The organism is Corallococcus praedator, assembly GCF_003612125.1.
Classification (GTDB): domain Bacteria; phylum Myxococcota; class Myxococcia; order Myxococcales; family Myxococcaceae; genus Corallococcus; species Corallococcus praedator.
Genome location: NZ_RAWI01000919.1, coordinates 1 through 471 on the forward strand (window position 1 = coordinate 1; position 471 = coordinate 471).

Annotated in this window: 1 protein-coding gene; it reads left to right on the plus strand. The window is 71.1% G+C overall.

Features of this window, described 5'->3' with window-relative positions:
• Positions 1–210: 210 nt before the first annotated feature.
• Positions 211–471, plus strand: a 261-nt coding sequence (locus D7Y13_RS42410; RefSeq protein WP_279637198.1) for a hypothetical protein, incomplete at its 3' end; no start/stop codon positions are given.

Consider the following 471-nt stretch of genomic DNA (forward strand, 5'->3'; position numbering starts at 1 on the left):
GAATCGGGCACGGCATCAAGGATGCCCGCATCATCGATGACCCACACCGCGGCAACGCCAGATCGATTGGTGGCGTCGGGCACACCCCGCACACGATGGAGTATGCGATCCACCCGGCGAAGCAACGTTGGCCTAGCCGTCGGTGCGCTGGTCGCTGTCGGTGCCGTTGCCGTAGCTGTGGGCCGGCGGGGCCGGCGGGGCGATGCCCCGGTGGTGGCCGAACGAGCCGCCCGCACTGCCGAGTTGGTTCGCCTGGGGTCCCGAGCCGGCGCCGGCGCGGCGGTGGCGACGGCGCGGGGAGCGTTCGCCAGCGACGAGCGCAAGGCCGAACTGCGGGCCGACTTCGAGATGCAGACCGCCGCCCAGGTCGTCGAGTCCCTCGGGAACATGAAGGGCGCGGTCATGAAGATCGGCCAGATGGCCAGCTACCTGGACCAAGGCCTGCCCCAGCCGGTTCGCGACGCCCTCGCC